The 21,906-nt window shown below is 37.4% G+C and carries 21 protein-coding genes; all 21 read right to left on the reverse strand.

Annotation, left to right across the window (positions count from 1 at the left end; translation table 11 throughout):
- Window positions 1-124: 124 nt before the first annotated feature.
- The 21 genes from Q7P05_RS09045 to Q7P05_RS09145 all read right to left on the reverse strand — a co-directional run bounded on the left by Q7P05_RS09045 (window position 125) and on the right by Q7P05_RS09145 (window position 21,892).
- Window positions 125-571 (reverse strand): VanZ family protein, encoded by a 447-nt coding sequence (locus Q7P05_RS09045; RefSeq protein ID WP_298633046.1) that lies wholly within the window; start codon window positions 569-571, stop codon window positions 125-127.
- Between the two features lie 34 nt (window positions 572-605).
- On the reverse strand, window positions 606-1,772 hold the full coding sequence (locus Q7P05_RS09050; RefSeq protein ID WP_303931757.1) for a nucleotide sugar dehydrogenase: 1,167 nt from the start codon (window positions 1,770-1,772) through the stop codon (window positions 606-608).
- Window positions 1,773-2,870: an NAD-dependent epimerase/dehydratase family protein gene (locus Q7P05_RS09055; RefSeq protein ID WP_303931758.1), complete on the reverse strand. Its 1,098-nt coding sequence runs from the start codon at window positions 2,868-2,870 to the stop codon at window positions 1,773-1,775.
- A 26-nt stretch (window positions 2,871-2,896) separates the two neighbouring features.
- Window positions 2,897-4,348: a lipopolysaccharide biosynthesis protein gene (locus Q7P05_RS09060; RefSeq protein ID WP_303931760.1), complete on the reverse strand. Its 1,452-nt coding sequence runs from the start codon at window positions 4,346-4,348 to the stop codon at window positions 2,897-2,899.
- Window positions 4,348-5,487, reverse strand: coding sequence for a CapA family protein (locus Q7P05_RS09065; protein ID WP_303931762.1), 1,140 nt, complete (start codon window positions 5,485-5,487; stop codon window positions 4,348-4,350). The genes Q7P05_RS09060 and Q7P05_RS09065 overlap by 1 nt, the downstream gene beginning before the upstream one ends.
- Window positions 5,465-6,397 carry an ATP-grasp fold amidoligase family protein gene (locus Q7P05_RS09070; protein ID WP_303931764.1) on the reverse strand — a complete coding sequence of 311 codons (933 nt, stop codon included), beginning with the start codon at window positions 6,395-6,397 and terminating at the stop codon, window positions 5,465-5,467. Before Q7P05_RS09070 ends, Q7P05_RS09065 begins: the two co-directional genes overlap by 23 nt.
- On the reverse strand, window positions 6,375-7,616 hold the full coding sequence (locus Q7P05_RS09075) for an O-antigen ligase (RefSeq protein WP_105089015.1): 1,242 nt from the start codon (window positions 7,614-7,616) through the stop codon (window positions 6,375-6,377). Before Q7P05_RS09075 ends, Q7P05_RS09070 begins: the two co-directional genes overlap by 23 nt.
- Before the next feature lie 19 nt (window positions 7,617-7,635).
- A complete protein-coding gene (locus tag Q7P05_RS09080) occupies window positions 7,636-8,703 on the reverse strand; it encodes a glycosyltransferase (protein ID WP_105089014.1) in 1,068 nt (355 codons plus the stop codon).
- Entirely contained in the window at window positions 8,700-9,749 is a 1,050-nt protein-coding gene (locus Q7P05_RS09085; protein ID WP_105089013.1) for an NAD(P)-dependent oxidoreductase, read from the reverse strand. Before Q7P05_RS09085 ends, Q7P05_RS09080 begins: the two co-directional genes overlap by 4 nt.
- Window positions 9,742-10,464, reverse strand: a complete 723-nt coding sequence (locus Q7P05_RS09090) for a 2-C-methyl-D-erythritol 4-phosphate cytidylyltransferase (RefSeq protein WP_295220291.1) — start codon at window positions 10,462-10,464, stop codon at window positions 9,742-9,744. Before Q7P05_RS09090 ends, Q7P05_RS09085 begins: the two co-directional genes overlap by 8 nt.
- A gap of 15 nt (window positions 10,465-10,479) precedes the next feature.
- On the reverse strand, window positions 10,480-11,340 hold the full coding sequence (locus tag Q7P05_RS09095) for a phosphorylcholine transferase LicD (RefSeq protein ID WP_105089011.1): 861 nt from the start codon (window positions 11,338-11,340) through the stop codon (window positions 10,480-10,482).
- 11 nt (window positions 11,341-11,351) lie between these two features.
- Window positions 11,352-12,038: a sugar transferase gene (locus tag Q7P05_RS09100; protein ID WP_303931769.1), complete on the reverse strand. Its 687-nt coding sequence runs from the start codon at window positions 12,036-12,038 to the stop codon at window positions 11,352-11,354.
- A complete protein-coding gene (locus Q7P05_RS09105) occupies window positions 12,032-13,231 on the reverse strand; it encodes a DegT/DnrJ/EryC1/StrS aminotransferase family protein (RefSeq protein ID WP_303931771.1) in 1,200 nt (399 codons plus the stop codon). The genes Q7P05_RS09100 and Q7P05_RS09105 overlap by 7 nt, the downstream gene beginning before the upstream one ends.
- A gap of 77 nt (window positions 13,232-13,308) precedes the next feature.
- On the reverse strand, window positions 13,309-13,920 hold the full coding sequence (locus tag Q7P05_RS09110) for a CpsD/CapB family tyrosine-protein kinase (RefSeq protein WP_303931773.1): 612 nt from the start codon (window positions 13,918-13,920) through the stop codon (window positions 13,309-13,311).
- A 1-nt stretch (window position 13,921) separates the two neighbouring features.
- Window positions 13,922-15,367, reverse strand: coding sequence for a GumC family protein (locus Q7P05_RS09115; RefSeq protein WP_303931775.1), 1,446 nt, complete (start codon window positions 15,365-15,367; stop codon window positions 13,922-13,924).
- 120 nt (window positions 15,368-15,487) lie between these two features.
- Window positions 15,488-17,314 carry a nucleoside-diphosphate sugar epimerase/dehydratase gene (locus Q7P05_RS09120; RefSeq protein ID WP_303931777.1) on the reverse strand — a complete coding sequence of 609 codons (1,827 nt, stop codon included), beginning with the start codon at window positions 17,312-17,314 and terminating at the stop codon, window positions 15,488-15,490.
- Between the two features lie 36 nt (window positions 17,315-17,350).
- Window positions 17,351-18,094: a polysaccharide biosynthesis/export family protein gene (locus tag Q7P05_RS09125; protein ID WP_303931778.1), complete on the reverse strand. Its 744-nt coding sequence runs from the start codon at window positions 18,092-18,094 to the stop codon at window positions 17,351-17,353.
- Between the two features lie 418 nt (window positions 18,095-18,512).
- A complete protein-coding gene (locus tag Q7P05_RS09130) occupies window positions 18,513-19,223 on the reverse strand; it encodes an ABC transporter ATP-binding protein (protein WP_119206281.1) in 711 nt (236 codons plus the stop codon).
- 1 nt (window position 19,224) lies between these two features.
- Window positions 19,225-19,986: an ABC transporter ATP-binding protein gene (locus tag Q7P05_RS09135; protein WP_105089003.1), complete on the reverse strand. Its 762-nt coding sequence runs from the start codon at window positions 19,984-19,986 to the stop codon at window positions 19,225-19,227.
- A gap of 11 nt (window positions 19,987-19,997) precedes the next feature.
- Window positions 19,998-21,011: a branched-chain amino acid ABC transporter permease gene (locus tag Q7P05_RS09140; protein WP_005387032.1), complete on the reverse strand. Its 1,014-nt coding sequence runs from the start codon at window positions 21,009-21,011 to the stop codon at window positions 19,998-20,000.
- Entirely contained in the window at window positions 21,011-21,892 is an 882-nt protein-coding gene (locus tag Q7P05_RS09145) for a branched-chain amino acid ABC transporter permease (RefSeq protein WP_005387034.1), read from the reverse strand. The genes Q7P05_RS09140 and Q7P05_RS09145 overlap by 1 nt, the downstream gene beginning before the upstream one ends.
- Between the last annotated feature and the right edge of the window lie 14 nt (window positions 21,893-21,906).

A 21,906-nucleotide genomic window follows, 5' to 3' on the forward strand; every position in this document is an offset into this window, starting at 1 on the left:
CTCTATTGCAAGCTTCACATGCTCAGAAAGCCTCGCTCCATGCAGCCACTGCCTCTTCATTAAAAATACCTCATAATCGCTAAGATTATGAGGTATTTTTACATATTTGTATATTATTAACAATTTAATTTTTAAATGTACTTCGTTTATACCTGATGTAATGAACTAGCTTCACTACTAGAATACCAATAACAACACCAACAGTATCAATCAAAATATCAGAAATCTGAGAGCTACGCCCTGGTGAAAACAATTGTATAAATTCATCAAGACTAGCTATCAACATGCCTAAACCTATGGTCTTTATTACGGTACCGTATGTAATATATCGACGTAGAATCGTATATAAAACACCACCAAGGATTGTAAACTCTGTAAGATGGGCTAACTTTCGAACAATCCTATTCAAGGTCCATATATTTCCATGAAAGCCTAACTTATTTACTATAGGAGCAAAGGTCTCTGCAAAGAGCAAGCTAAATCCATCTGAAGATCCGCCATTTTGCATCGAATTATCCCATATAAAAAATACAATTAGACCTAATAGAATATATAGTATCCAACGTTTCATATTACTCTCCTAAACGCCATAATACATATCTATCTTAATCGCGGTCAAAAATATCTCTTGTATAAACTTTATCCTTCACATCTTCTAAGCTCTTATCCCAACGATTAGCGACTATAACGTCACTAACACGTTTAAAATCTTCAAAGTTGCGAATAACAGGTGAATTAAAGAAATCTTCTGCATCAAGAGTCGGTTCATAAACAACTACGGCAATACCCTTTGCCTTGATACGCTTCATTACACCTTGAATTGCAGATGCTCTAAAGTTATCAGAGTTCATTTTCATCGTCAAGCGATAAATGCCAACAATTTTTGGGTTCTTTCCTATAATAACATCTGCTATGTGATCCTTGCGAGTTCTATTAGCATCCACAATAGCAGAGATTAAATTTTGTGGAACATCATTATAGTTAGCTAATAATTGCTTAGTATCTTTTGGCAAACAATACCCACCATAACCAAAGGATGGATTATTATAGAAGTCTCCAATACGAGGATCTAAACAAACGCCATTGATGATTTGGCTTGTATTAAGGCCACGAACCTCAGCATAAGAATCTAACTCATTAAAGTATGCAACGCGCAATGCCAAATACGTATTAGCAAATAATTTAATCGCTTCTGCTTCCGTAGAGTCTGTATATAATTGAGGTACATGTTCCTTAATAGCACCATCAGCTAATAGTTGTCCAAAACGGCGGGCCCGTTCAGAGTCTTCCCCTACTACAATACGGGAAGGATGTAAATTATCATATAAAGCTTTACCTTCGCGTAAGAACTCTGGAGAGAATATCAAGTTCTCTGTATTAAATTCCTTACGCATTTGAACGGTGTACCCAACTGGCACAGTGGACTTAATAATCATAACAGCATCTGGATTAATATCTAATACTGTTTTAATAACTTGTTCTACAGAAGAGGTATCAAAAAAGTTCTTTTGAGGATCGTAGTTAGTAGGCGTTGAAATAATAACATACTCAGCACCTTTAAAAGCTTCTACAGGATCTAATGTAGCTTTAAAGTTTAACTTCTTAGTAGCTAAATACTCCTGCAATTCCGCATCTACAATAGGCGACTCTTTGCGATTTAGCATTTCAACCTTTTCAGGGATAATATCGAGGGCTACTACTTCATTATGTTGTGCTAATAAAACTCCATTTGAAAGGCCTACATAGCCGGTCCCAGCAATTGCAATCTTCATTTATTTGCCCTCCGTCATATAAAACTCTTTATACCATATAGCAAATTTCCGTAACCCTTCGCGTAAAGATGTATTCGGCTTGAATCCAAAATCTTCTTCTAGAGCACTTGTATCTGCATACGTGACAGGTACATCACCGGGTTGCATTGCCACTAATTCTTTATGGTTTTCAAAATTGTAATCTTCTGGTAATACACCAGCAGAAACCAATTCCTCTGAAAGAATACGTACAAAATCGAGGAGGTTTTCAGGATGGCTATTACCAATGTTATAGATAGCATATGGTGGTACTGGCAATCCATCGGCACCGTTGCGACGTTCTGGAGCCGCACACATAACCTTAGATACGCCCTCTACTATATCATCGATATAGGTAAAGTCACGTTTACAGTTACCATAGTTAAAGATTTTTATAGTGCCACCGCTCCGCAACGTGTTAGTAAAGCCAAAGTACGCCATATCCGGACGCCCCGCTGGACCGTACACAGTGAAGAAACGAAGCCCTGTACTAGGAATGTTATATAACTTGGCATAAGAATAAGCCAATAATTCATTTGATTTTTTAGTAGCCGCATACAGAGAAACTGGGTTATCTACTTTATGATCTGTAGAGTATGGAATTTGTTTATTCGCACCATACACAGAAGAAGATGATGCATAAACCAAATGCTCTACTCCACTTTCACCATTATCATAAGAATGACGACAAGCCTCTAATATATTGTAGAAACCAATAATATTAGACTCGATATAAGCATCTGGATTTGTAATAGAGTAACGAACACCAGCCTGTGCTGCTAAGTTAACAACAACACGTGGTTTATAAGTAGAAAAGATTTCTTCAATAAAAGCTTTATCTGCAATATTACCTTTTTTTAAGATCCACGTATTTTTATTATCTTTGCTCATCTCGTCAATTTGTTGCAAACGATAATCCTTTAAAGCCACGTCATAGTAATCATTAACAGAATCTATGCCGATAATTTGAGTTCCTTCTGCTTCAGATAAAAGGGACATAACAAGATTAGCCCCTACAAATCCAGCGGCTCCCGTTACTAGGATCACCGTATTGTTTAAATCTACATTTTTTGAAAGCATATGTACTCCTTTCATAGTTCTGTTAATTATGAGCGTCTTACTTTACGTAACACTTTATTAACGCCAGAAGTAATAATGGCACGCTCAGATGGAATGATACATAAAATAACCACATATAGTACTACGCATAACATCATACAAGCTATAGTCCACCACACCGCATCATATACATGTAAAATACTATATGCAATAGCGCCAACAATAGATGCGGTAATTAGATATACACCTATATTAGTAATCACCCGGAGAGCACTCATATGTATAAATAATGCTAAGAAAATCATAGCAACCATTAACATTTCCATGCGTACTATTGAGCGAGCATAGACAAATGTACTAAAGTCATACTGAATACAAATATAAATGACTGGTATTAATACAACTAAATGTAATATTTGAGTCCAGAATGATAAATTAGGAACTCCTTTTGCACGAAATATTTCGGAAATGAGATTAGCCGTAACAGTCATAATAGCTGAGCTTAATGCCCAAGAACCTAATACGATACCTGCCAATTTCCATTGTGGTCCCAGCAATAGATTCACAACAAAATCTTGGAATACAAACAATCCCACCCCTATAGGCACTAAGAATAGAGCCATATAGCGTTGGAAGGTAAAGAATGTATTTGAAAATGCTTGTTGATCATTCTGAACTCGACTTAAGGCTGCAAATAAAACCGGTGCCAATGATGAAGTAGCCATGGCCATAACAGTCGTTACAATAGCCATAGGCATTTTGTATATCCCCAAATAATAGGCGTCTAAGAAGCGACTAATAATGAAGGTATCCACCCAAGCGGTAAGCCATATTGAAAACGCCTCTGCTAGTGACCATGCACTATAGCTGAACATCTTCATAAAGACCTGCCCACTAAAGAATAAATGGATTTGATTCTTCCTGCTCTTTAATAAGGCTAAAGCCGTGAACAACTGAGCCCCTAACATACCGGCGATTAACGACCAATAGTCATAGCCCATGAGTGCCATAGGTATGGATATCAATATAGGCGTTAGAATTGTAATGAGCCGAATATTAAGAAGAAACTTGAAATTAAAATCCCGTCGATATAGTGCCATCTGTACACTGCTAAAAGCAGATAGCGGAATCATGGCCCCCATTACAGCTAACGGTATACCTAAACCATCATTACCGACCAATATAGCCAACTCATCACGACCGATTATAATAGCCCCCCATAAGAGTAAAGAAAGCACTAAGTTGGCAATAAAAGCTACATCTGTAGCCTCCTGTTTTTCTTTATCACTTTCAAACTCATGCTGTACAAGAAACTTTTGGAATCCTGCATCAGCAAGCATCTCTGCAAAGGATATAACCATCATAATCGTTGCCAATATACCAAACGCCGTAGGCGCTAGCATATGGGCCAATATTATATTTGTTAGTGGTGTAATAAGCTTTGCTAAAACCTCTGTTATGACAGACCATTTAGCAGCAGCTACTATTTTTGTATCCATTATTTTTTATTGATATTCTTAATGCCCCGCAAGAATAATTCATGGTGAGCTTCACATTCCAAGTAATTTTGAATTGCTAAATAACTTGTTTTTCCTAAAATGAGTTGTATTAATTTTCGTCCAAATAATCCATTTATTGCACGGATGATAAAAGATCTGCCTAAAAATTCACGTAAATATCGCTTTACATGAGTATCAGCAAAATCCTTATATGCTTGAGCAACAAAATGAGCATCTCTAATGTGTTCACTTCGTTGTTTATAGGCTGTCAAAGTTTCATCTGCTTCTGACTCAGTAGCCAAACGGGTACCCCTTTCAGTACTACGAATTGGCACTTCAGAGACAATAAAACTATCCTTCGTTACCTCTACATCGATTAGTAAAGAATCTTTTACAAACTCCTTATGATGTATATAGGATTCAGAGTTAAAGATAAAGTTACCTTGGCCATAAATAATAGTCCCCTTACCATAGTCCTCACGAGAACCTATACAATGACTATGTTGGCAAATTACAAGGTCTGCCCCTTTATCAACAAATTTTCTGCAATATCTTTGTAACATTGGCGATGGATAGCGATAAAACTCCTTCCCACCATGATATAGGACGATAACATAATCACAAGTTTTCTTTAAAGCTTCTACATCATCAAAGCTCTCTAATACATCAAATGGATTAGCCCCCATTGTATGACAAGAAGCAACGGTAAACTCATGTTCTGCACATAAGTAAAATCCTATACGTATACCTTCTTTTTCAAAGATAAATGGCTTTTTAGCTACTTTTACATTAGCACCAGCACCTGCATTTTTAATATCATGCTTTTTTAATAGCTCTAATGTAGTTGTTAACCCTTCTATACCATGATCTAAGGAATGATTATTAGCCAATGTTAAAAATATAGGCTCTAAAGCCTTATAACCATAGATTGTTTTTGTAGGAGATTTTAAATTATCACCAAATTTATTAATCGGAGTAGCTGCATCTGTTAAGGGCACCTCTAAATTAAATACATTTAAATCAGATTTTTTTAGAAGTCTCAGTAACTCCTTACCAACCAAAGCCTCTCCATTACCAGATTCAAATAATTCTCTATTTATATCCGTAGGGACAAAATCAGCCCCGATGTACAGTTTCAAGATGTAACCACTCCCCTAATTCATAATCTTTTGACATAGGACGAAACTTCTCAAATCCAGCACCAGGGAAGAACGTTAACTCTCCAATAAATAGGCGCCCTTTTATTTCGTAAAAATCAACACGTAAGAACGGACAATCCTTACTTAGCTCAGCTGTGAGACGTTTCATCTCCTCATACGTAGCTGGCTTCGGAAATTCCGTAGGTAATGGAGGATAATGACCAAAATGAATCCCCATAGGCTCCCAATCAATATCATAGAAGTTCATACGCGTTCCAGTCTTTGAAAAGCGCTCTGAACACACTACAGTTAGCTTTGGTTCTCCATGGAAGGAATACATCTTATAGTCTAATAAATCGTCATTGCCCAATTCAGAAATATATTCTTCTGCTATAATACGACGCGGTACATTCTGATAAGCCCATTCTCTGGCAATTTTAGAATAATCACGTTTTAGAGATGCTCTTAACTTTGCTTTAGCTGCCTCTCGATCAAGGGATGACTTATCTTTACAAATAACGATGCCCCCACTATCATGTGTACACTTCAAAACAAATTGATTAGGTAACGCATCAAAGTCAATATCCTCTACGGAATCCCAAACAGCAAGTGTGGGAATTATATATTGATCACCTACACGGTGAGCAATAAAATTTTTAGCCTCATGCTTATCTACCATGACCGTTTGTATAGGCTCTCTATAATTAACCTTTAGCCATTGTAACTTTTCGCTGAAAGTTTTTGGATTCTCTAAATCTAAAGGATAGCCCATGTATTTAGGAAATACCTTCTTTAAAAACTCTTCATCAGATAAAGAGTCATAATAACCTAATTTGATCAATACTCTCGTGCGATAGTAAGGTTTTGTTAAAAAGGACATGCCAACTTTACACAACTTGCTGAGCTTCATTTTTACGTCCTTTCCGGAGCAATTGCACCTCTAAATAAAACATCATCATATAAAAATATGTACTCTTACTTTCATAAGAAACCATGCCCATATCCATAACGATTTGAGAAAGGAACAAAATCAGTACCATTACATATTCATTACTATGAAAGTTCCGATAACGAATTAAGTTATAGGCAATGTATATATACATTGAGTAATACGCCAATAAGCCGATTACCCCTGTACCTGCTAATAGTTCAATATAATTATTATGTAAATAATAATTCTCTTTACCATATAAAAAATAGGTAAGTACAGATGGATTATTTACCCCCACCCCAGTGATGGGCGATTGATAAAATAAATCCCACCCTATATCAACCAAGGCTAAACGAATAATGGTAGATGAATCACCACCAGTACCGGAGAAAGCATCCACCATACTCGACATACGATCCAGAACCTCTGAAAACATAGGTAATTGTAGAACTGCAATACCAATGATAGTAAGAGCTAACAATGAGCCAATAATCTTAGCAATAGAATTTACTACATTGGCACTACGTAAACTTTTAAATACAAATAGTAATACTGTACCAACAACAACAAATACTAACGCTTTACGACTACCAGTAGCTGCTAGAATCCCCAATGTAGGTAAGGCTATAATATTCCACCAACGAGGTCGATCGTATAACATGTAATACAATGTCATAACGATAGCATTGGCACCTAATAAACCTACAGTATTCGCATTTAATGCATCATTTGCAATTCGTGCAGAAGATGACAAAACCATAATAAAGTAATCTAAGCCATAGAAATATACCGTGTAAAAACAAACTATATAACCAGTCCACATACCAATTTTTAATAATGTGTCCACTGATGTTTTATCTTGATAACACATGTATAAAATGATAAGCATAAAGAATATTTTGACGATATCAAAGCTTCGACTGAGTGCTACAGATGGCTCTATAGCATTAATAGTACTCAGATAACAGGCTCCAATGAAGAGGAGCATATAACCATGCATCCAGGTAAGCCTAAATTTAATAACTCCCCGCTCTCGAATGAGATAACAAATAATAAGTCCAAATAGGCATACAAATAATACATAGGCACCATAATTCGCATCGCCAAGGGCAAAGGAAATGGTCAACGACAACACTAAAAAAATTAGAGTTATGAACCATATCATGCGGTCAGCAATAGCCGTAATATTTAACTTCAATGGTTCTCCTCCTTACAACTCATAAAACATCTAACCAACGTTTAGCAATTTTGCATAGTGGGAATTTGTCACGCACCTTAATGGCTTCTTGTGAAAGTTTAGCTGCTAGTGCAGGATCTTTTAGAACGCTACGCATGGCTTCATACATAGCCTGTATATCTCCTACAGGCACCAAGATACCATTCTCTCCACTTGTTATGACCATACGAGCCCCACCTACTGGACAGTCTGTAACAACTGTAGGCAAGCCCATGCCTAGCGCTTCAAGCATAGAGTTTGAAATACCTTCAAAATCAGATGATGAAACATACATAGAACAAGGTGCGACCTTCTCTAAAATATTACTAGCAAAGCCAGGCAATAAAATTCTATCCTCTAAATTAAGAGATTTTATTTGAGCTCGTAGTTCATCCTCTAAAACGCCTTGCCCATAAATAACGAGTTTATACTCTGGAAACTCATCTGATAGCATACTAAATGCATTGATCATCATAGGCAAATTCTTTTGCGGATGCAAGCGACATGCTGTAACGATCGTCTTTTCCCGTTCTCCCTCAATTGGTGGTGGCAATTTACCATTAATAGGATTCGGAATGATAACACCACGCTTTTGTACAGATTCAGGAAAATATGAACGTGCATCTTCCGTTTGGAATACTAAGGCATCAGCAAAGCGAAAAGCAAAATTACGCAGCGCTTGTTGATGCCAACCGATAGGTACCTTACGCGGATTATTTCGTTCTGAAAAGACAATGCGATTCTTTACAAACCAGGAACTAATAGCCAATATAAAGCTAGATGCAGACAAGAATGATAAACATGTAGCATTCGGTCTAGTCTTTAAAATCTTAATTAGCTCTTTTATTTCCTGCATAAAGCGAATCACTTTATTAGAACTTGTGGTATGAATTTCAATTTGCTCTATCCCATTTTCTAAGGCATATTCATTACCATAACAATTGGGACTAGTTTGGATGACCGTAATATGATGACCATCATGCACCCATTGACGAGCTAACTCTGTTAAAATTCGTTCAGCTCCATCATTACCAAGGGAGATAGTAACAATGATTATTTCCTTTTTCATAGGCTTTCCTCTTGGATATATTCTGCAAGTCTTACATAAGCCTGCGCCATTGTTACCTTAGGCTGCCATCCTAAGGACTTTAATTTTTTTGAACTTAAGAACATGTGCACTGTCGGCGCATAGCCTAAGCCTTGTACATCTTCTGGAATATCAAAAATGACTTCACTCTTATCATGACTTACATGGGTCGCTACTAAATGAGCAATGCTAGCTATGGAGCGAGTTTCCTCATCATGACAGACATTGTATGCTTCACCAGCTTCTCCATCCTTCATAAGGGTTAAAATGCCCGTTAATGCATCAGTAATATAGCAATAATTAGACATAGAATCACCCTTTGTATGAAGTACAATATTTTCATTTTTTAGAGCACTCTTAGTGAATTGCATAAATACGCGATTATCTGAAACAGGAACACCAGGTCCAAAAGTTTGAGCCAATCTAGCTATAACAGCTGGAACGCCAAATTCTACGGCATACGATTTACAATAACACTCACATAATCTTTTACTTTCAGAATAAGAGCTACGCACATTTAAGTGATCTAAATATCCTAATCGCTCTTCAGTCATCACCTGTCCCGATTCATAAGGAACACCATACTGTTCCATGCTCGATAGGTATACAAGTTTCTTTACCGTTTTATGACGGCCTAGTTCAAGCATAGCTTCCGTACCATGAATCGAAGTACGAATCGTTTCTACAGGATGCTCCATAAAGAACTTAGATTGTGTTGGTGCTGCACCATGTAAAATATAGTCACAAGGCACATCAATAGATTCTAAAGAACCATCGATAAGTGTAATAGAATCATTATCTAAATAATCACCTAGAATAGCCTGTGCTTTGTCATGACTACGAACATGGCCTATTACCTTTATATCCAGATTATATGTCTCATTGGCAAGTATAAGCAGTTTTATAAACATAGAGCCAATGAGTCCCGTCGCGCCTGTCACGAGAATACGCTGATGGCGGAGGAAATCAAAGTGCTCTTTATCTTGTAGTAAAGCTGCTAACTCGCGTTTAATAACGGAATTACTCATCTTGTAATCCTCCTAATTCACGGTTCTTTATAATACCTGTGAACATATAATAATCAGATGGTGTCGTAATTTTTATATTTTCTGTCTCCCCTAATACTGGATACAATGTGTAACCATAATGCATCATCATGGACGCAGAATCGATAAAATCATGGATACCTTCTACTTTTGCTCGATCATGAACCGATAGAATATCGTCTAGTTTAAAGCTTTGAGGTGCTTTTGCCATAAGACATTCACTGCGATTTAAAATACGATTGATAGAACCATTATCCGTAACCATAACGGTTTCAATAGCAGGTGTAACAGTGATAGCAGACCCCTTTGTTTCTACAGATTCGATATTTCTCTCTATTGTTTCCTTATCTACAAGCGGTCTAACACCATCGTGAATCAATACAGTAACATCTTCATTAGGAAATAAACACTTCGCTTCTGCCAATCCATTATATTGAGAATCTAAAGCACTTTCTCCACCTGGAACAATGGATAGAACCTTTTGTAACCCAGCCTCTTTGATGAGGTTCTTGGTGTGATCAATCCACTCTGCTTTGCAGGCTAGAACAATGCCATCAATTAAGTCCGTTTGTTCAAATACATCTAAAGTTTGAATCAAAATAGGTCTACCGTTCCATTCAAGAAACTGTTTTGGCGTCTTGCTGTTATTCATACGAGCACCTACGCCACCCGCAAAGATTACTGCTATTCGTTTCATAGGCCCTCCTTAAGGTTAAGCTTCGTTTTTGGCATAATGTATGCCTCTATACTCCTTGTAAGGTGTATGCAAATCAGCAAATACAGCATCATGTTTAGCTACGCGCTGTTCTACTGGTGGTAGTTGCATATAATCGCCCCAAATGAGACGTAAATATCTTTCATACCCTTTCATAACTGGTATTTGATGACCTTCAAAATCCTTATATACAACAGATTCGAAGTCTTCTCGAGGATGACGCAGCTTCATACCCTTCAAACTACCAATTAATTCAGTACACTCCTTACTCGTATTGAAATCGTATTTAGTCATTTGCTTTTCCGCAAAACGCCAAATATGATAACGTAACGACTGACTAGAAAATACCTTGTAAATACATCCTGCTAATGCACGATACATCGGTCCTTTATTATCAGGCAATCGTTGAGCATTAAAAAGTGCAAAGGTCATGGCCCACATCAATTGCAGTGTACGACTAATTTTTCCTGGTGCACATCCATCAATAGGCATGATTTCAAGAGCTAAACCGTGACAAATATCTTCGTGCATACTATGACGATTAATAAATGTCGTGTTGTTATCTCGAATAGAAGCACCTGCATCATGATAAATATGATTTCGATCAGTTCGACAATATGTATACCGTTCTGTATCTGCATACTTAGGCCATAATTCAGCTAATTTTTCGTAATCTGGACGGGGCATAAATAAATCTAAATCGTCATCCCAAGGGATAAAGCCATTATGACGTATCGCCCCAATGAGGCCACCGCCACAGAGATAAAAGCGCAAATTATGTTTGTCACAAAACTCTTTAAAGTACAGCAACATAGTAAGCTCTTTTTCTTGTATTTCCTTTGTCATAGATGTACTCATAGGGACCTCTTTCAACGTAATACAGCTAATACTGTATCAACCATCGTTTTAATATCTTGTAGAAAAGAAAATTCTTTAATACTCTTTAAATTCCAAGCCATCTTGCCTGGTAATACCTCATTAATATAGACTTCATCTACATTTTGAGCATTTTGTAAAAGTTGATCTTCATCTTTATAAGCAATGCTTGCCACACTAGTTACACCAGCTGGCAATAATAGGGTTGCCTTCATTTCATCGGTATAAGCCTCCACATAGCGAGGCACTTCTGGTCTTGTGCCGACAAAGCTCATATCTCCTAAAAGGATATTAATCAGCTGAGGCAATTCATCAAGACGACAACTACGAAGCATATTTCCAACCTTAGTAACACGCATATCATTTTGTGATGTCACTTGAGCACCTAATGATTCTGCATTTTTTACCATTGTGCGAAATTTATAGATGCCAAAGGTACGGCCATACTGTGTAACCCGTGTTTGACGAAAGAAAACCTCTCCTTCGCTATCCCGTTTAATCATAATAGCTAACACAAGAAATACAGGGCTCAATATAATGAGCATCCCTGCGGCCATAAGGCGGTCAAAAATACTTTTACATAAAAGGCTCCCACGCTTTTGATTTAACAATTCAAAATAAGGACGCACAGCTTCACACTGCAGCTCTTTTGGGAGATCGTGAAAGTTTTTTACTAGCATTCCGTAATAATCCTTTTAAATGTTTCAATGATATATTGCACTTCTTCATTCGTTAGCAATGTATGAAGAGGCAATGTGATTTCATTTTTAAATTGATTATAAGCATTTGGATAATCATCAATGGTAAATCCTAAGTTCTTATAAGCCGTATGCATAGGAATCGGCTTATAGTGAACATTGGTTGCAATACCAGCTTCAGCCATAGCCTCAATTACCTTATTACGGTATTCAGCATCTTGACCATCTAATCGTACTAAATATAAGTGGCCACTACTTTGATGCTCATCAGTATAATGATGTAACAATGTAACAGGTAAATCTTTAAAACCTGCATCATAAGCTGCGATGATTTCTTTACGACGTGCTAACAATTTTGGGTACCGCTCAAATTGAGCTAATCCAATAGCCGCCATAATATCGGTCATATTACATTTATAATAGGTACCTTTAATATCATATTCCCAAGCGCCTGCTTTTGTTTTAGCAAGAGCATCCTTATCTTGACCATGCAAAGATAATAATTGAAATTGCTTGTAAATAACTTCATCATCAATACCATCAATATGTCGCCATGTAGCACAGCCACCTTCTGCAGTTGTAAAGTTCTTTACTGCATGGAAGGAAAAACTGCTAAAATCAGCCACATTACCAGTTGGTATCCCTTTATAGGATGCACCAAAGGAGTGTGCACAGTCCGCTACAATAGGAATATGACCTAAAGCTTTTTGAATATCATTATCTGGAGTAAATACAGATTTCTTTTCATCTACAATGGCGCGTAGGCGATCATAATCACAAGGTACCCCTGCAATATCTACTGGAATTATAGCTTTTGTTTTTGGTGTAATAGCACGAGCGACAGCATCATAATCCATCTCAAATGAATCTTTTTGGGTATCTACAAGAACTAGTGTAGCCCCTACATGAACAACAGGACTTGCACTAGCTGTATAAGAATAGGCACTTGTAATTACTTCATCGCCAGGGCCAATACCTAATACTCGAAGGGACATCTCAAGCGCCGCGGTAGCAGAGTTTAAACAAACGGCTTTAGGTGTACCTAACTGTGCCGCAATCTTTTTTTCTAATTCTTTAGTGCGCGGACCAGTTGTAATCCAACCACTTTTTAAGGCTTCAACAACTTCATTAATTTCTAACTCTGTAATATCGGGAGGGGAAAAATTAATTTTCATATACATCACCTCATGACTTTCTGTACCTTATGGATACGCTTGATTTATCAAATCAAATTTATATGAATTAATTGCTACTATGCATCAATTACGATGGATCCTAATAAAGGAATACCAACTTGAGTAAGACGCTTTTTAGCTTCTATTAAATCTTTAGGACTAGCTACTTCATTTTTAACAACAAGCATAACACCGTCGGATTTTTCCGCTAATACAATAGCATCCGTAACATCTAATACAGGTGGCGTATCAATGATAACCACATCATATTCATCGCGAATATAATCCCAAATTGTTGATAACTTACTAGAATCAACTACATCAGAAGGATGACCAACTATTTCGCCAGCAGTAAGCACATCCAAATGAGGCACAATATTACGATGAATCGTCAAATCTTCATCCATAATAACTGCATTGGTGAGACCTTTATTTTGTACATTAAATGCTATGTGCTGTACTGGGTTACGTAAATTACCATCTACCAAAAGAACTTTATTATTATTCTTCGATAGGGCTATTGCTGTATTAGCTGCCACCTCTGAAGTACCTTCTCCACTAGTAGCAGCAGTAATACAGATTATCTTACAATTATGTTGATTGCATACGTATTGCAAATTGCTTCGCAATGTACGATATGCTTCCACAAGCTGTGTATCACCACGTTCATTAGAAATTAGTCTAATCATATTAACCTCTCACTTTGCGCCATAATGCTACGATACGATTACTAGGTTCTTCATATTCCTTTTCTTCATAATTTGGAATGACACCTAAGTTTTCAATCCCAAGAATTTCATTGATTTCTTGTACAGACTGAACTTTGCGATTATAGAAGAACTGACCCAATGTATAAAGGCATCCAAGGATTAGCCCCAAAATTGCAGAGCCTAATAAAATAAGAACTTTACGAGGAGCAATAGCTTTTTCTGGTAATGTAGGAGCATCTACGATTTGAACCTCATTTGGCACCATCACTTCCGCAACCTTAGCCTCTTCTAAGCGTTTGGATAGCATTTCGTAAATATCTTGTGCTACATCTACATCACGTTTGGCTTGAATATAACCACGTTCTTTTTCAGGTAGGTTTTTCATAGCCTCTTCGTTCTCTTTATCAAGATTAGCTAAGGTAGATTCTTTACCTTGTGCAACAGCTAAAGCAGCTTCATTTCTAAACTTATCGGCCAGTAAACCTTGTTGAGCAGAGTTGCTAGATGGTGCTTGTTGACTTGCAATAGCGTTAATTTCAGCATTTAAACCACTCTTAGCTTCTTCTATTTGTTGATTGATTTCTTTCATCGCTGGATGCTCATCAGTATATTTACCAACATAAGACGCTTTACGCGCTTCTAAATCAGCTAGTTGACCTTTGTAAGCTTGTACTGTAGCACTATCAGCAATACTTTTACCAGCAGAACCCAATTGTTCATTAATACTGCCTAACGCTGCTTGCGCTGTTTCTAAATCGAGTTGATTTTGAGCCTTCTCACGATCGATAAGGGTAATCTTATCCGTTAATCCCTTCATCTGATCTGCCGTGGAATATACCTTATTATCCACTTGGAATTGTTGCAATTTCTTTTCTGCTTGCTCCAATTCTTCTTTTGCAGTTACTACGCGTTTTTGCAAGAACTCCCGTGTCGTCCGTTGCTCAACATGTGAAATGTCTGCTAAGCGATTCAAGAATGTATCAATTAATAATTGATTTGCCTCTTGTGCTTGCTCTGGACTTTTACCTGTGACACTCACTTGTAATAATTCAGTTTCTTTATATGGTTTTGTTTCGATACGCGTTTTAACAAACTCTTCGTATGTAGGTGCTTTACCTGTTCCCTCTGGATCCTCAATCGCTGAAATAACAGGTTCTACAACATTACGACTCTTTAAGATTTCTGCATCTGTATTCATCAATTGGCGTGCCATAGAATCAGAATAACCATTAGCACTTGATAATACAGAATTACTTAAACCTTGAGATTGTTTAATGCGCAACATAGATGTAGATTGATAGGTAGATGGTGCTAACAGGCTATATGCACCACCTAATACAATACAAGCAACCGTTACATTGATAATTTTACGGCGCCGTTTAACGAGGACTCTACCGACCTCTTTTAAATCAATAATTTGTTCCACCCATATACCCCTTTCTGTGAAAGTATACAAACAACAGGGTCTCTCCCTTTTAGGAATATGTACTGTATATCTCCCTCTCACGTAGATTACAGTTTTAAATAAATGATTGTAACTAAATTGTTATACATTATGATTTGGATGATATGTAGGAACAATATCTTGTAATACATTGATTACATCCAAATCAGATTTGCATGTTTCAAAGCGATCGATTTCACGGCTTAACCAATCTTGATCTACATCTTCTAAGGCAGCTTCAAAGATTTTCTTATGTGTAGTTGTATTAGTACCTTCTTCAGCAGTTAATAATTCTTCATATAGCTTTTCACCTGGACGCAAGCCAGTAAATTCAATACGAATATCTTTATCAGGCTCAAATCCAGAAAGGCGAATCATATTTTTCGCTAAATCAACAATTTTTACTGGTTCACCCATATCTAATAAGAACACTTCACCACCATTCCCCATTGCACCAGCTTGTAATACAAGTTGGCTTGCTTCTGGAATAGTCATAAAGTAACGAGTCATTTCAGGATCTGTAACTGTTACAGGTCCTCCAGCTTCAATTTGTTTGCGGAATAATGGAATAACAGAACCGCGACTACCAAGAACATTACCAAAGCGAACGGTAATAAACTTTGTATCGTACTTGTGATTCATACCAAGTACAACCTTTTCTGCCACCCGTTTCGTAGCACCCATAACACTTGTTGGATTTACCGCTTTATCTGTGGAAATCATAACGAAGCGCTCAACACCATGTGCGCCCGCTACATCTGCCACATTACGAGTGCCATAAATATTATTTAACACCGCTGCAATCGGTTGGATTTCCATAAGCGGTACATGTTTATGAGCTGCTGCGTGGAACACTACATCGGGTTCATAATCGGTAAAGATTTGGTCTAACTGATTTTTATCTCGAATATCAGCAATAATGGGAACCAATGTACCTTCAGGCACAATGGAACGCAACTCTTGATGAATAAGATAAATACTATTTTCACCATGACCTAATAACAAAAGTTTTTTAGGTCTTACTCGTAATACTTGACGACAAATTTCAGAGCCAATAGAACCACCTGCGCCCGTAACAAGAACGACTTTATCTTTTAAATATGGTTCTACTTTTGATGTGTCTAGATGAATCTCATCACGTTCCAATAAATCTTCAATAGAAATAGGATGCAAATGAGATACTAAAACCTCATCATCTAATAATTGGTACATCCCAGGTAATGTGTTGATCTTACATTTTAGAGGTGAGCAGATTTCCATAATTTCTCGAATAACATCACGCTTTACCGATGGCATAGCAATGATAATTTCTTCAACCTTATATCTTGCTACAAGCATTGGAATATCTTCACGATTCCCTAAGATTCTAAAACCATTCATCAACCGGTTATGTTTATACATATCATCATCAACAAAGCCAATAATACGTCTTGAACGCTTATGATACCGTTCAATTTCACGAGCTATAATTGCACCAGCATCACCAGCACCTATAATGAGTGTATTCACTTGGCCACTTTCACCATCATCCCCATTACTATAGTGAAGTGCCACATAATGAAGTAACATGCGCCCCATACCAACTGTCCCCGTAGTGAGGAACCATGTAATAAAATAAATGGAACGTGGTAAAGATTTACCAAAAACAAACATAGAAGAATAGAAAATTCCTGTACCGATAGTGGTAGCTACAAAAACAGCTAAAACCTCTCTCATCCCTGCATAGCGCCATATACGCGTATATAGATGCATAACCAAGAACATCAACATATACGAAATCAGCAATAGTGGCAATGCGTCTACCATTTGATCAATATATCGAGGTTCTATATAGCCATCAAATCTTATAAATAAACTAATGAAAGCAACAATAACAATCGTCGCAATATCGGCAATAAACAGTATGGCTGGTAATAAATATGAACGCAAAAGAACGCCCCCTTATATGTGAGATAAACCCTATCCTTAATTTTTGCCGATTCGAGATACCATGTATGCGCCGGTCAAGATTGGAGCAATATCACGAGCAAAGTTGATGCGGCTATTTTTAGTCAAGTAAAGAACATCCCCTTCACGCATAATATAGTTTTCGGACATATCTCCAGTTTGTAACATACGATTTAAATTTATAGGAATTGATTTTTCAGGATTATCTTGATGAATCAAGTAAATTTTCTTTTTAGCTGTATCCCAGTTAAAGCTACCAGCAGCACCAATAGCATCGATAACGGTACTAGACTTAGTCAATGTATAGGCACCAGGTTTATTAATCTCACCGAATACATACACACGAACACCACCAAGTTTCGTAACATTTACAGTAATATCTGGATTAATAATGTAACGAGATAGACCTTGCTGTAATTGAGCCGTAAACTCATCGACGGTTAATCCATCTGCTTTTACTGGTCCCACCATAGGGAATGATACATATCCATCAGGACGGACAGTGTACATAATGTCGTTCCCATTACGTGTACCAAGATCCGCTTGTTGTACAACTTGAATGGTTAGTTCATCCCCTTGACGTAGACGATACTCTTTATCTGAGCTCACAACAGATGCACTCGTTTCTAGTGGTACATGACCTTCTGTTTGTAATGCTTTAGCATTGTAGGACTGTTCTGTTGTTACATTAACAGGTGCAGCCATAGATGTTGTTGTGGCACATAAGAATGCTGCCATCATCATATACTGTTTTTTATTCATACTTTACCTCTTTGATTTACATACAACCCACTCAATACATCACTTATTTTCTAAGATTATTAATCCTAAAAAATCGGTTAAGTCATTTTATCATTATTTTAAATTTTCTTCCATAAACGCAGACCATTCTGAGCTAACTTCATCAAAACTTTAAGAAGGAATCCCGTAAATATAAGGATTTCACCATCTATTCATGGGTATTTTTTTACTCACTTCACTCACATTTCACCCGATTTTTTCATTTATTTTCGATAAATAAATTAAATATATATAAACTCAATTCACCATCGCTTCACAAAATCATCAAAATCTCATCAAATTTATTGATGAAACAAAAAAATAAGGTGTATATACTAGCTTTCTAGTATATACACCTTATTTAAAATTTTAGATAAGTACTACTGACTTAAGGTATTAATTATTCAACACGACCGCCTAAATATGCTTCCATAACGCGAGGATCATGACGTACTTCATCAGCTGGACCAGATAATACCATTTTACCTGTTTCCAATACATACGCGTAATCAGCAATTTTCAATGCTTGTCGTACATTTTGTTCTACCAAAAGAACAGTAGTTCCTTCAGCACTAATTTCTTTGATAGTTTCAAAGATTTCATTTACTACTAATGGTGCAAGACCCATTGATGGTTCATCCAATAGTAAGAGCTTTGGACGTGCCATAAGTGCACGACCAATAGCTAACATTTGCTGTTGACCACCAGATAGAGTACCACCTAATTGGTAACTACGTTCGTCAAGGATTGGGAAGCGTTTAAATACTTTTTTAATATCTGCTTCAATCTCATTATCGTTACGGATATAAGCACCCATTTCTAGGTTTTCATAAACGCTCATATCTTGAAGAATTTGACGACCTTCAGGAACTAAGGAAATACCACCATGTACAATTTGATGTGTTTTATGGCCAGTAATATCTTGGCCTTCAAATAATACTTTACCAGATGTTGGTTTTACAAGCCCCATGATGGTTTTCATAGTTGTAGATTTACCGGCACCATTGGCACCAATCAAGGATACAATAGAGCCTTGAGGCACTTCTAAACTAATATCTTTTAAGGCTGTAATATGTCCATAACCAGCCACGATGTTTTCTAGCTTTAACATATTACGCCTCCTCTTTACCTAAGTAAGCTTCAATTACAGCCTCATTGTTTTGAATTTCTTGAGGTGTACCTTCAGCAATCTTTTTACCAAAGTTGAATACTACCAAACGGTCACAAATATTCATCATCAATTCCATAGCATGTTCAATTACGACAACAGTAATACCAAGATCGCGAATCTTACCAATTAATTGGCGCAATGCTTCTGTTTCACTATCGTTCATACCTGCTGCTGGCTCATCGAGCAAAATTAATTGAGGATGCGTTGCCAAAGCACGTGCAATTTCAAGGCGACGTTGTTTACCATATGGCAAAGATGTAGCTACCTCTTCAGCATCTTCTTCAAGACCTACTAGCTTTAAGAACTCATAAGCAATGCCACGACAACGTTCTTCTTCAATGCGTTGGCGTTTAGTTCTTAAGAAACTAGCAATGAAACCAGAACCTGTTCGGCAATGCATACCTGTTAAAACGGTTTCCAAAGCTGTCATATTGCCAAAGAGACGAATATTTTGGAATGTACGAGCTATACCCATTTCAACTGTTCTATGTGGTTTAATGCCTACAACAGACATACCATCAAATACGATTTCACCAGAACTTACAGGGAATACACCTGTAATCAAGTTAAAGAGTGTAGTCTTACCAGCACCGTTTGGACCAATAACACCAAATACTTCGCCTTGTTTTACGCCAAAGGATATACCGGTGAGAGCTGCAACGCCACCAAAGCTTTTACTTACGTCATTTAATTCTAATAGCATTCAGTTCCCTCCTATCCTTGTTTTTCTTCTTGTTGTTTACGTTTATACGCTTCAAAACGTTCTGTTAATACTTGTGATTCAGGAATATATGGAGCTTTTTTAAAGCCTAATTTACGACTAATTTTATCTACCATAGATTCTGTTAAAATACCATCTGGGCGAACTGCCATCAAGATAACAAGCAATGCACCGTAGATGATGTCCCGATAATCGGATAAGAAGCGCAATACTTCTGGCAATAATGTAAGAATAAAGGAGCCTAATACGGAACCCCATACAACATTAGAACCACCAAATACAGGGAATAATAAGATTTGTACTACCTTATGGTAGCTAAAGTCTGTAGGATTGATAAAGTTTGTAATATGAGCATACAAACCACCGCCAATACCGGCGATGAAAGCACCAATAATAAAGGCCATCATCTTGTAGTATACAACGTTAATCCCCATTAATTCTGCTGCATGATCATCAGCCTTAATCGCTGCAAAGGCACGACCAACACGGCTATTATTAATGCGTACACAGAAGGCAATAATCAATACTAAAATGGCTAGCAAAATAATAATAGCCATTAAGTTACCCCATGCAACAGCATCAATGCCCATTAAACCATCGATATCAAGTTCATAGGCTAAGTTTGTTAATTCTTGAGGAATGGATGGAATACCAGAAAGGCCTAATGCACCATTAGTAATATCCAAATTCAAGAAAATAACACGCACCACCTCGCCAAAACCAAGAGTAGCAATGGCAAGATATAAACCGCGAAGACGTGTTGTTGGTAAACCGATAATAACGGCTACAAGACTGGCAACTAGACCACCAATGATAATGCCTACAACGATAGGCAAATCAGCTTTCAAAGAAAGGATAGCGCCTACGTATGCACCAACGCTCATAAAGCCAGCAGCCCCTAAAGAAAGCTGACCACTTGCAAGTGTAAAGTAAATAGAGATACCCATGATGGCATTGATGATGAAGAACATCACGATCTGTAGATAATACGGGTTCAATAAATCCATTATGGTCTCCCCCCTTTATCTTTAGAACCAAACAAGCCTTGTGGGCGCCAGAATAATAATAGGATGATGAGGCCAAAGGCCACAGCATCACGGAATGTAGATGCGCCATAGGCAACAGAGAAGATTTCTGCTACGCCTAAAATGAAGCCGCCAACCATAGCGCCTGTAATATTACCAAGGCCACCTAAGATAAGCACTGCAAGGCCTTTAAAGCCGATGATAACGCCCATTGTAGGCTCAATAGCATTAAAGGACAAACCTACTAATACGCCTGCAGCAGCACCTAAGGCAGATGCAATCATAACAGTAACAGATATAATCATGGTTGGATTAATACCCAACAGAGCTGCCGTTTCAGTGCTCATGGATACAGCGCGGATAGCCTTACCAATTTTAGTTTTCTTAATAACTACATTAAGAATTAACATTAACACAACAGAAACGCCTAAGCCAATAATTTGTACCATGGAAATTTTGAAAGCTCCAAAGTCGATTAGGCCACCAATATAATCTGGTGGGAAAGATCTTGTTTGAGGGCCCCAAAGCAATAATGCCAAACTTTCAAGGAAAATAGAAACACCAATGGTACTGATAAGTGGTGCCAAGTGAGACACCTTTTTCTTACGTAGTGGACGAAGCGCCACAAATTCTAGAAGATAACCGAGGATAGCACCGACAGCCATAGCTACGATAAGGGCTACAAAAATGTTAACGTCAAAAACAGTTACCATAAAAAGACCAACGAAGGCACCTATCATAAAGATGCCTCCGTGTGCCATGTTGATGATATTTAAAACGCCAAACACAAGTGTTAAGCCAATAGCGAGTACAGCATATAAGCTACCGAGGGTTAACCCGTTAACTAATTGTTGTAAAAACACTATATTACCTCAAC

It is taken from the genome of Veillonella dispar, from assembly GCF_937975875.1.
GTDB classification, from domain to species: domain Bacteria; phylum Bacillota; class Negativicutes; order Veillonellales; family Veillonellaceae; genus Veillonella; species Veillonella dispar_B.

Coding starts and splice junctions, on each gene's coding strand:
- Q7P05_RS09045 (WP_298633046.1), bottom strand. CDS start 571: ATGAAACGTTGGATACTATATATTCTATTAGGTCTAATTGTATTTTTT.
- Q7P05_RS09050 (WP_303931757.1), bottom strand. CDS start 1,772: ATGAAGATTGCAATTGCTGGGACCGGCTATGTAGGCCTTTCAAATGGA.
- Q7P05_RS09055 (WP_303931758.1), bottom strand. CDS start 2,870: ATGCTTTCAAAAAATGTAGATTTAAACAATACGGTGATCCTAGTAACG.
- Q7P05_RS09060 (WP_303931760.1), bottom strand. CDS start 4,348: ATGGATACAAAAATAGTAGCTGCTGCTAAATGGTCTGTCATAACAGAG.
- Q7P05_RS09070 (WP_303931764.1), bottom strand. CDS start 6,397: ATGAAGCTCAGCAAGTTGTGTAAAGTTGGCATGTCCTTTTTAACAAAA.
- Q7P05_RS09080 (WP_105089014.1), bottom strand. CDS start 8,703: ATGAAAAAGGAAATAATCATTGTTACTATCTCCCTTGGTAATGATGGA.
- Q7P05_RS09085 (WP_105089013.1), bottom strand. CDS start 9,749: ATGAGTAATTCCGTTATTAAACGCGAGTTAGCAGCTTTACTACAAGAT.
- Q7P05_RS09090 (WP_295220291.1), bottom strand. CDS start 10,464: ATGAAACGAATAGCAGTAATCTTTGCGGGTGGCGTAGGTGCTCGTATG.
- Q7P05_RS09095 (WP_105089011.1), bottom strand. CDS start 11,340: ATGAGTACATCTATGACAAAGGAAATACAAGAAAAAGAGCTTACTATG.
- Q7P05_RS09100 (WP_303931769.1), bottom strand. CDS start 12,038: ATGCTAGTAAAAAACTTTCACGATCTCCCAAAAGAGCTGCAGTGTGAA.
- Q7P05_RS09105 (WP_303931771.1), bottom strand. CDS start 13,231: ATGAAAATTAATTTTTCCCCTCCCGATATTACAGAGTTAGAAATTAAT.
- Q7P05_RS09110 (WP_303931773.1), bottom strand. CDS start 13,920: ATGATTAGACTAATTTCTAATGAACGTGGTGATACACAGCTTGTGGAA.
- Q7P05_RS09125 (WP_303931778.1), bottom strand. CDS start 18,094: ATGAATAAAAAACAGTATATGATGATGGCAGCATTCTTATGTGCCACA.
- Q7P05_RS09130 (WP_119206281.1), bottom strand. CDS start 19,223: ATGTTAAAGCTAGAAAACATCGTGGCTGGTTATGGACATATTACAGCC.
- Q7P05_RS09135 (WP_105089003.1), bottom strand. CDS start 19,986: ATGCTATTAGAATTAAATGACGTAAGTAAAAGCTTTGGTGGCGTTGCA.
- Q7P05_RS09140 (WP_005387032.1), bottom strand. CDS start 21,011: ATGGATTTATTGAACCCGTATTATCTACAGATCGTGATGTTCTTCATC.